The organism is Streptomyces sp. NPDC090077 (genome assembly GCF_044747545.1).
GTDB lineage: Bacteria > Actinomycetota > Actinomycetes > Streptomycetales > Streptomycetaceae > Streptomyces.
Genome location: NZ_JBIVEG010000036.1, coordinates 57,663 through 66,328, shown reverse-complemented (window position 1 = coordinate 66,328; position 8,666 = coordinate 57,663). Strand labels below are relative to the sequence as shown.

The following is an 8,666-nucleotide window of genomic DNA, read 5'->3' as shown; positions in this document are numbered from 1 at the left end:
CCTCAAACGCCGGCGAGGCTATATGTAGCCTCGCCGGCGTTTGAGGCGCGGGCGCGGTAGCGCCGTATGGGTCCGGGCGAAGCCCGGGGAACGGTGGAAGGGCGGGTAGGGGACCCCGCCCCGCGCAGCGGCCCACCACCCGCAGACGACCCACCGGCACCGGCCACCCAACCCGGCCCCGCCCCCGGTCCGACGGCCGGAGGCCGGCGCAGCGGGCCCGAAGCCCGGGAAGCGCCCCGGCGCTGAGCGGTGCGAGGACCGCGTCAAGGAGGCGAGCGGCGCGTCAAGGAGGAGGGCGGCGCGTTCAAAGGGTCGGGGCCACGCCCGCACGGTATTTGGGGATGCGCACCGTGACCTTCATCCCGGCCCCGATCCCCGTCTCCACCACGAGCCCGTACGCATCCCCGTACACCTGCCGCATCCGCTCGTCGACGTTCGGCAGCCCGATCCCCGACGCCGACCCCGCCCGGTCCCCGGCCAGGATCCGCCGCAGCCGCTCCGGATCCATGCCCACGCCGTTGTCCTCGATGGTCAGCACCGCCTCCGAGCCGGCGTCCCGCGCCGCGATGGTGATCCGGCACTCCTCCGTGGAGTCCTCCACCCCGTGCTTGACCGCGTTCTCCACCAGCGGCTGCAGGCACAGGAACGGCAGTGCCACCGGCAGCACCTCCGGTGCCACCTGCAAGGTCACCTTCAGCCGGTCCCCGAACCGGGCCCCGGCCAGCGCCAGGTACCGTTCGATGGAACGCAGTTCCTCGGCCAGCGTCGTGAACTCCCCGTGCCGCCGGAAGGAGTAGCGCGTGAAGTCCGCGAACTCCAGCAGCAGCTCCCGCGCCCGCTCCGGATCCGTCCGTACGAACGAGGCGATCGCCGCGAGGGAGTTGAAGATGAAGTGCGGGGAGATCTGCGCCCGCAGCGCCTTGATCTCCGCCTCCATCAGGCGCGTCCGCGCCCGGTCCAGCTCCGACAGCTCCAGCTGCACCGAGACCCACCGCGCCACCTCCGTCGCGGCCCGCACCAGCACCGCCGACTCCCGGGACCCGTACGCGACCAGCGCCCCCAGCACCCCGTCCTCACCGGTGAGCGGCGCGAACACCGCCCACTTCAGCGGGCAGCCGGGCCGCTGGCACTCCGTACGCAGGCTCTGGCTGCGCCCCGATTCCAGCATCACCGAGACCCGGGCCATCGCCCGCCGCTGGTGGTGGTCGGCGCCCGGGCCGTCCCAGGCCAGCACCGCCACCCGGTCCGTCAGGCACAGCGCCTCCGTGCCGAGCAGCGACCGCAGCCGCCGTGCCGCCTTGCGGGCGGCGTCCTCGGTCAGGCCCGCCCGCAGCGGGGGAGCGGCCAGCGAAGCGGTGTGCAGCGTGTGGAAGGTGGCCCGCTCGACCGGGGTGCCGAGGTCCAGCCCCGCCGCCCGCTCCCCGCGCCGCGCCTGCCACCGGCCCCCGGCCCAGCCCAGCCCCAGCAGCAGCGCCGCCCCCGCCGCCACCAGCACCCACAGCACCGCCCCGGTCACCGGGCACCCCCCGCCGCCCGCTCCCCGGCCACGCCCTCGGGCAGGTGCAGCCGCGCCAGCGCCGCCGCCGTCCCCGCCGGGACCCGGGACCGGGTGGCCAGCGACACCAGCACCATCGTCAGGAACCCCAGCGGCACCGACCACACCGCCGGCCAGGCCAGCAGCGCGTGCGCCCACCCCCGGGGCGCCAGCCCGCCCCGGGTCGCCAGCACCGCGCCCAGCGCCGCACCGCCCCCCGTGAGCAGCCCGGCCACCGCACCCGGCGGGGTCAGGCCCCGCCACCAGATCCCGAGCACCAGCAGCGGGCAGAACGAGGAGGCCGACACGGCGAAGGCCAGCCCGACCGCGTCCGCGACCGGCACCCGGGTGCCCACCGCCCCGCCGGCCAGCGGCACGGCCATCGCCACCACCACCGCCAGGCGGAAACTCCCCACCCCGCGCCGCGGCAGCACGTCCTGGTGCAGCACCCCCGCCACCGCCATCGTCAGCCCCGACGCCGTCGACAGGAACGCCGCGAACGCGCCCCCGGCCAGCAGCGCCCCCAGCAGCTCCCCGAGCAGTCCGCCCAGCATCCGCTCCGGCAGCACCAGTACGGCCGCGTCCGCGTCGCCGGTCAGCGCCAGCTCGGGCGCGTAGATCCGGCCCAGCGCCCCGTACACCTGCGGCAGCAGGTAGAACACCCCGAGCAGCCCCAGCACCACCAGGGTGGTCCGCCGGGCGGCCCGGCCGTCGGGGCTGGTGTAGAAGCGCACGGCGACGTGCGGCAGGCCCATCGTGCCGAGGAAGGTGGCCAGGATCAGCCCGTACGTGGCGTACAGCCGGTGCTCGCGGTCGCCCACCGACAGCGGCTTCGCCCAGCCGGGCGAGTCGGGCGCCGCGCCCGCCCGGGACGCGGTCTCCGGGACGGTGCTCCCGGGGGCGAACTCCAGCCGGGTGTGCGCCTGCACCGTGTGCCGGCCGGCCGCCAGGGTCAGCGGGGCGTCCGCGTGGTCGAGCCCGTCCACCCGTCCCGTGACCGTCACGGTGAGCGGCGCGTCCAGCGACAGCCGGACGTCCTGTCCCAGGGTGACGGCCGTGTGCTCGCGGAAGACCGCCGGGGCGTCGAAGGAGGCGCGCGGCGCACCGTCCCCGGCCCACGCGGCCAGCAGGAAGAAGACGGGCACCAGCAGGGCGCACAGCTTGAGCCAGTACTGGAAGGCCTGCACGAAGGTGATGCTGCGCATCCCGCCCGCCGCGACGGCCGCGGTGACCACGAAGGCGACGACCACCCCGCCCGCCCAGTGCGGGGCCCCCGTCAGCACCGTCAGGGTCAGCCCCGCCCCCTGGAGCTGCGGCAGCAGGTACAGCCACCCCACCCCGAGCACGAACACCACGGCGATCCGCCGCACGGCCTGCGACTGGAGCCGGGCCTCCGCGAAGTCCGGCAGGGTGTACGCGCCCGAACGCCGCAGCGGGGCCGCGACCAGCACCAGCAGCACCAGGTACCCGGCCGTGTAGCCGACGGGGTACCAGAGCATCTCCGGCCCCTGGAGCAGCACCAGCCCGGCCACCCCGAGGAAGGAGGCGGCGGAGAGGTACTCCCCGCTGATGGCCGCCGCGTTCAGCCGGGGGCCGACCGTGCGCGAGGCCACGTAGAAGTCGGAGGTGGTCCGGGATATCCGCAGTCCCAGCGCGCCGACCAGCACCGTCACCAGGACGACGGCGGTGACCGCGGTCAGCGCGTACGTCTGGTTCACCGGGGGGTCCTTCGACGGGGGAGGGGATCCTGGGAGTGTACGCAGCGCCTCCGGCGGGACAACAGGCCCGTTCCGGCCCCGGATCAGACCGCGGGATCGCGGTGCTCGGCGCAGTCGCGCAGGGCGATCTCCAGCTCCACGTACGACTCCTCCGCCCGCCGGAACGCCAGCGTCAGCGCCGCCTCCGCACGCGGCGGCAGCACCCGGCGGGTGCCCTCCTGCACCTCGCACAGCACATCGGCCCACCGGGCGGCGGCACTGCGCAGCCGGGCCAGCAGCTCCTCGGCCTCGGCCGGCCCCGCGGGCCGGGTACGGGGGAGCCCGCTCAGCGCGTCCAGCAGCGCCTGGATCTCGGACATGTCGCTCCTCCCGGGCCGGATGATCCACGATAGGCGCGCCCCGGCCCCCCGGCGGACCACCGAGGCGCCCCCTGCGGCCGACGGGCCCGGTGGATCGCCGTACGCCCGTCCCGGCGCGACGAACGGCGTCCTGGTACGCCGGACGGTCGGGGGCGGGGGGGCGGCGGGAGGGCCGCCCCGGGCCCCTACCCCGTCGCCTGCCGCATCAGCAGGTCCCGGAGCTGGCGGGCGTGGCGGCGGCTGACCTGGAGTTCCGCCGGGCCCACGCGGACGCTGGTGGTGCCCGCGTCCAGCCGGAGTTCGTCGATCCGGCCCAGCGCCACCAGGTGCCGGCGGTGGATGCGGACGAAGCCGCGCGCCGCCCAGCGCTCCTCCAGGGTGGACAGCGGGATCCGCACGAGGTGGCTGCCCTCGTCGGTGTGCAGCCGGGCGTAGTCCCCCTGGGCCTCCACGTACGCGATGTCCGCGATCGCCACGAACCGGGTGACCCCGCCCAGTTCGACGGCGATCTGTTCCGGGGCCCGGTCCGCGGCGGGCGCCTCGGGAGCGGGCCCGCGCGGCGCCGGCACGGCCGTCCGCTCCGGCTCCCGCGCGGGCCCGCCGAGCAGCTCGCGGGCCCGGCGCACGGCCTCGGCCAGCCGCTCCGGCCGCACCGGCTTGAGCACGTAGTCCACCGCCTTGAGGTCGAAGGCCTGTACGGCGAAGCCCTCGTGCGCGGTGACGAACACGATCAGCGGCGGCCGGGCGAAGCCGGCCAGCAGCCGGGCGATCTCCAGCCCGGTCAGTCCGGCCATCTGGATGTCGAGGAAGACCACGTCGATGGCGTCGGGCCCGTCCGGGCCGCTCTCCACCGCCCGGGTGATCCGGCGCAGCGCCTCCGTGGCGTCCGAGGCGCCCTCGGCGCTGCGCACCCGGGGGTCGGAGCGCAGCAGGTAGAGGAGTTCCTCCAGGAGCGGCTTCTCGTCGTCGACGGCCAGTACGCGCAGCATGGGGCCGAGTCTAGGCAAGGGCGGTGGGCGGGCAAACGGTGCGCGACCCCCGCCCGGGGGGATGGAGGCGGGGGCCGCGCGACTGGGGGTGGGGGCTACTGGGCGGTGATGAGCGCGCCGTCGGGGGAGACGGCGTACCAGGTGCCGCCGACGCCCTGGCCGTTGGTGTCGCCGGGCTTCTTGTCGCCGGTGAAGGTGTAGACGGGCCAGCAGTTCACCGTCTGCTGCTTCTTGCCGTCGGGGCGGTCCAGGACGAGGTAGTTCTTCTCGGTGATCCCCTTGGCGTTCGCCTTGTCCACCGGCGGCACCACCGGCCACTTGGCGAGGCAGTCGCCGGTGCACTTGGAGACCATGGGCCAGGCGGTGTCCGGCTTGAAGCGGTAGACGGTCATGCCGTTGCCGTCGACGATGTGGTCGCCCAGCTTGGGGTCCTTGGCCACCGTCAGCGCGCCGGCGGCCTGGCCCGCACCGGCGGGGGCGGGGGAGGCCGCCGCCTTCGCGGCCTTCTTGCCGTCGGGGGCGAAGGCGAACCAGGTGCCGCCGACGCCCTGCCCGTTCAGGTCGCCGGCCTTGGTGTCCTTGGCGAAGCGGTACACGGGCCAGCCCGCGACCGTCAGCTGCTTGCCGCCGTCCTTGCGGACCACCTCGCCCAGCAGGGCCGGGTCCGTGCCGGCGGCGGCCGTGACCTCGCCCGCCGCGACCACCGGCCAGGCCTTGGCGCAGTCGCCGTCGCAGTTCGACGTCGGCGGCTTGGCGGTGTCCTTGTCGAAGCGGTACAGGGTGAAGCCGGCGCTGTCGGTGAGCACCGACCCGAGCTGGTCGGTGGCCGCGATCGCCAGCTGCCCGGCCGGCTTGGCGGCACCGGCCTGCTCGGCGGGCTGCTGTCCGTCGGCGTAGGGGTCGGCGGCGGGAGCCTGGGCGGCCGCGGCCCCGGCCGGACCCGTCGCGCCGCCCTTGACGTTCGTGCCGCAGGCGGTCGCCGCCAGGGTGACGACTACCGCGACGGCTGCCAGGGTGGTTCCGCGCTTGATGCCCATGGTGTTCTCTCCCACATGTGTGTCCGCCGGGTCCGGGGCCGGTGAACCGCTTCGTGCGCGGCCCCGGGTCCCCGGCTGCTTGTGGGGGACACGGCGCCGCGGGGGCGCCCTGTTCAGCGGGAGCGGTATGACGTGCTTCACTCACCCGCCGTCGAACCCGGCCCGCCTCAGGGCCGTGGCCACAGCGAGGCCGAGTACCTGGTGTCCGGTGTCGTCGGGGTGCAGCCCGTCCGCGAGGTGCTCGGGTCCGAGCACCTCGCGGCCCGGCAGCAGGGCGAGGCGGCCGTCGCCGGCGGCGATCCGGTCCCGGACGGCCCGTTCCATGGCGTCCCGCAGTGCGCCGAGGGTGGCGCCGAGCCGGTTGGGGGTGCGTTCGGCGTCGGGGCGCAGCACGGGGGACAGGAGCAGCAGGGGCGTGCGCGGGTGGCCCTGGCGGACCAGGTCGAGGAAGACGCGCGTGGTCTCGTACAGCAGCGGGGCCGTGTAGGGGACGCGGGACCAGCAGTTGGTGCCGAAGGCGAGGGTGAGGACGTCGGCCGGGAGCGCGGCGAGCTGTTCGGCGGTGGCGAGCTCGCCGCGGGCGGCGCCCGCGTAGCCGAGGTTGACGGTGTCGAAGCCGAGGGCCCGGCCGGCGACGGCGGGCCAGCCGTGGGCGGGGCGGGTGGACCACCAGCCCTCGGTGATGGAGTCCCCGTGCACCACCCAGCGGGGGGCCGCGGGGGCGGGGTCGAGCTCGCCGCCCACGCCGCGCAGCCCCAGGATCAGCGGGGACTGCCCCTCGGGCGGGTGCAGGGTGAACGGGCCCTGCTGCCGGGGGAGTTCGAGGCGTACGACGGACTCCGCGGCGGGCTCGGTGAAGACCTCGGCGAGCAGCCCGTGCCGGTTCCACAGGGCGAAGCCGTGCGCGAGGTCGCGCAGCGCGTCGGTGGGGCCGGGCACGGTCGCCCGGTAGCGGACCTCCACCGCGTGTGCCGTGCGCGTGGAGAACTCCAGCCGCACGCCTATGGGGAGGGTGGCCCGTTCGCCGGTGTCCCAGGGCAGCCGCATGGTGTCCTGCGGGTCGGCGCGCACCGGGCGCCCCCCGTCGAGCCAGGCGACCCCGCGCAGGAAGGGGCCGGGCTCCTGCCACCGCCCGCCGGGGCCCTGTGGTGGTCTCACTCAGCGTCTCCGATCGTCGGGTACGGGACCTCGCGCCGCTGCGTTCACCCGTACCCCGCGGGGGCCCGGTTCGACCGCGGAGGACCGCGCCGGGGGCGTCGCGCGGCGGATCTCCGGAAGGCGGCCCGGCAGGGCCCCGTGCAGCGATCGATCATCCGTGCGCAACAAACGACCATGGCGGACGGATCCGCGCAACGATCGTCCGCCAATGTGCAAGGATGGTGCATTACGGGCGGTATCACTCTGCTCGTAGGCTCACCCCCTGTACGTGGAGTGGCGCGGACCGCCTGCTCGGCGGTCCCCTCATGCCCAGACGGGCTCACCCCTGTCTGCCAACTGCTCCGGACCGCTGCGGTCGACGCCTGAACCGTCCCCATCCGCAGTGTCAAAGGAGTCCCCCGTGCTCGATCAGGGCCAGGCACCCACGCTCTCCAAGGAGACGCGCAAGCCCGTGAACCCGCTCATGCGGCGCAAGCCGGTCGAGCGGCTCGTCTCCGAGGGCGGGCAGGGCGAGGGCGGCACGCTGCGCCGCTCGCTCACCATGTGGCAGCTGACCATGATCAGCATCGGTGCCACCCTGGGCACCGGCATCTTCGTCGTCCTCGGCACCGCCGCCCCCAAGGCCGGCCCCGCCGTGACGATCTCCTTCATCCTCGCGGGCCTGACCGCCCTGTTCTCGGCCCTCTCCTACGCCGAGCTGGCCGGCTCCGTCCCGGTCTCCGGCTCCTCGTACTCGTACGCGTACGCCACCATGGGCGAGCTCATAGCCTGGATCTGCGGCTGGTGCCTGGTCCTGGAGTACGCCGTCTCCGTCGCGGCCGTCGCCGTCGGCTGGGGCCAGTACCTCAACGAGTTCCTCGACGGGACCATCGGCGTCACCGTCCCCGAGTCGGTCTCCGCACCGCTGGGCGAGGGCGGGTTCATCAACCTGCCGGCCCTGATCGTCGTCCTGCTCTCGATGGTCTTCCTGATGCGCGGCGCCAAGGAGAGCGCCCGGGTCAACTCGATCATGGTCGCGGTGAAGATCGTCACCCTGCTGCTCTTCATCGGCATCGGCGTCCTGGGCATCAAGGCCGGCAACTACACCCCGCTGGCCCCGCTGGGCGTCACCGGCATCAGCGCCGCCGCCTCCACCCTGTTCTTCTCCTACATCGGCTTCGACGCCGCCTCCACCGCTGGTGAAGAGGCCAAGAACCCGAAGAAGGACCTGCCGCGCGCGATCATGCTCTCGCTCGCCATCGTCACGATCCTCTACGTCCTCGTCGCCTTCGTCGCCGTCGGCGCCATGCCGTGGCAGGACTTCGAGGGCACCGAGGCCGCGCTCGCCCAGATCATGACCGACGTCACCGGCACCAGCGTCTGGGGCGTCGTCCTCGCCGCCGGCGCGGTCGTCGCGATCTTCTCCGTCGTCTTCGCCGTCCTCTACGGCCAGACCCGCATCCTCTTCGCGATGTCCCGCGACGGCCTCGTCCCCAAGGTCTTCGCCAAGGTCGACGAGAAGACCGGCGCCCCCCGCGCCAACGTGGTGATCGTCTCCCTGTTCTGCGGCGTCCTCGCGGCCTTCATCCCGCTGGGCAAGCTCGCCGACGCCACCAGCATCGGCACCCTCTTCGCCTTCGGCCTCGTCAACGTCGCCGTCATCATCCTGCGCAAGACGCGCCCGGACATGCCGCGCACCTTCAAGGTGGCGCTCTTCCCCGTCACCCCGATCCTGGGCGTCATCGCCTGCGGCTACATGATGTTCAGCCTCGATATGGCCACGTGGATGGTTTTCGGTGGCTGGATGATCGTGGGCCTCGTGTTCTACTTCCTGTACGGCGTCCGCCGCTCCCGTCTGGCCACGGAAGAAGTGGCCACAGCAGAGAAGTGAT

Annotated in this window: 7 protein-coding genes; 1 reads left to right on the top strand and 6 read right to left on the bottom strand. The window is 74.3% G+C overall.

Features of this window, described 5'->3' with window-relative positions:
• Nucleotides 1–304: 304 nt before the first annotated feature.
• From ACIPW5_RS35240 to ACIPW5_RS35215, 6 genes are all read right to left on the bottom strand, one after another.
• Nucleotides 305–1,516: a sensor histidine kinase gene (locus ACIPW5_RS35240; protein ID WP_401254067.1), complete on the bottom strand. Its 1,212-nt coding sequence runs from the start codon at nucleotides 1,514–1,516 to the stop codon at nucleotides 305–307.
• Nucleotides 1,513–3,252, bottom strand: a complete 1,740-nt coding sequence (locus ACIPW5_RS35235; protein ID WP_401254065.1) for a cation acetate symporter — start codon at nucleotides 3,250–3,252, stop codon at nucleotides 1,513–1,515. The genes ACIPW5_RS35240 and ACIPW5_RS35235 overlap by 4 nt, the downstream gene beginning before the upstream one ends.
• Before the next feature lie 83 nt (nucleotides 3,253–3,335).
• The gene (locus ACIPW5_RS35230) at nucleotides 3,336–3,611 is read right to left on the bottom strand and encodes a hypothetical protein (RefSeq protein WP_401254062.1); all 276 of its coding nucleotides are present in this window, start codon (nucleotides 3,609–3,611) and stop codon (nucleotides 3,336–3,338) included.
• Between the two features lie 185 nt (nucleotides 3,612–3,796).
• A complete protein-coding gene (locus ACIPW5_RS35225; RefSeq protein WP_401254059.1) occupies nucleotides 3,797–4,600 on the bottom strand; it encodes a LytR/AlgR family response regulator transcription factor in 804 nt (267 codons plus the stop codon).
• A gap of 95 nt (nucleotides 4,601–4,695) precedes the next feature.
• Nucleotides 4,696–5,637 carry an SCO0930 family lipoprotein gene (locus ACIPW5_RS35220; protein ID WP_401254056.1) on the bottom strand — a complete coding sequence of 314 codons (942 nt, stop codon included), beginning with the start codon at nucleotides 5,635–5,637 and terminating at the stop codon, nucleotides 4,696–4,698.
• A 141-nt stretch (nucleotides 5,638–5,778) separates the two neighbouring features.
• Nucleotides 5,779–6,795 (bottom strand): GDSL-type esterase/lipase family protein, encoded by a 1,017-nt coding sequence (locus tag ACIPW5_RS35215; RefSeq protein ID WP_401254054.1) that lies wholly within the window; start codon nucleotides 6,793–6,795, stop codon nucleotides 5,779–5,781.
• Nucleotides 6,796–7,195: 400 nt separating this feature from the next.
• On the opposite strand from ACIPW5_RS35215, the gene ACIPW5_RS35210 reads away from it, so the two are divergent.
• Nucleotides 7,196–8,665 (top strand): amino acid permease, encoded by a 1,470-nt coding sequence (locus ACIPW5_RS35210; protein WP_401254051.1) that lies wholly within the window; start codon nucleotides 7,196–7,198, stop codon nucleotides 8,663–8,665.
• Nucleotide 8,666 lies beyond the last annotated feature (1 nt).

Bases quoted from the DNA above. Each gene is read 5' to 3' on its own strand.
- ACIPW5_RS35225 (WP_401254059.1), bottom strand. From the start codon at position 4,600: ATGCTGCGCGTACTGGCCGTCGACGACGAGAAGCCGCTCCTGGAGGAA.
- ACIPW5_RS35220 (WP_401254056.1), bottom strand. From the start codon at position 5,637: ATGGGCATCAAGCGCGGAACCACCCTGGCAGCCGTCGCGGTAGTCGTC.
- ACIPW5_RS35230 (WP_401254062.1), bottom strand. From the start codon at position 3,611: ATGTCCGAGATCCAGGCGCTGCTGGACGCGCTGAGCGGGCTCCCCCGT.